This is a genomic window from Peribacillus sp. SIMBA_075, assembly GCF_046534585.1.
In genome coordinates this window covers 1-234 of the sequence record NZ_JAWRYN010001649.1, presented here as the reverse complement: position 1 = coordinate 234, position 234 = coordinate 1, and the positions used below count along the sequence as shown (strand labels likewise).

The following is a 234-nucleotide window of genomic DNA, read 5'->3' as shown; positions in this document are numbered from 1 at the left end:
GCACATTGAAATCCTCCTACACTTCAACTGGCAGCTGGTCTCTTCTGCCTTTTTACACAAATTGGAACGGATCAGTGTGCAGCCGCGATGCGATAACTTCCGTTTCATAACCATTTTCTTTTAATTGCTGCTGTAAATAGGATGCCAGCTTTTCTTTCATGATCTTCTCTATGTTGTGACCGGCATCAATGATGGATAAGCCCTCAGCCTGAGCGTCGTGAGCGACATGGTAGC

The 234-nt window shown here is 45.7% G+C and carries 1 protein-coding gene; it reads right to left on the bottom strand.

Going from position 1 to position 234, the window contains the following annotated elements:
• Positions 1-52: 52 nt before the first annotated feature.
• Positions 53-234, bottom strand: a 182-nt coding sequence (locus SB775_RS34025) for a Nif3-like dinuclear metal center hexameric protein (RefSeq protein WP_410865708.1), incomplete at its 5' end; no start/stop codon positions are given.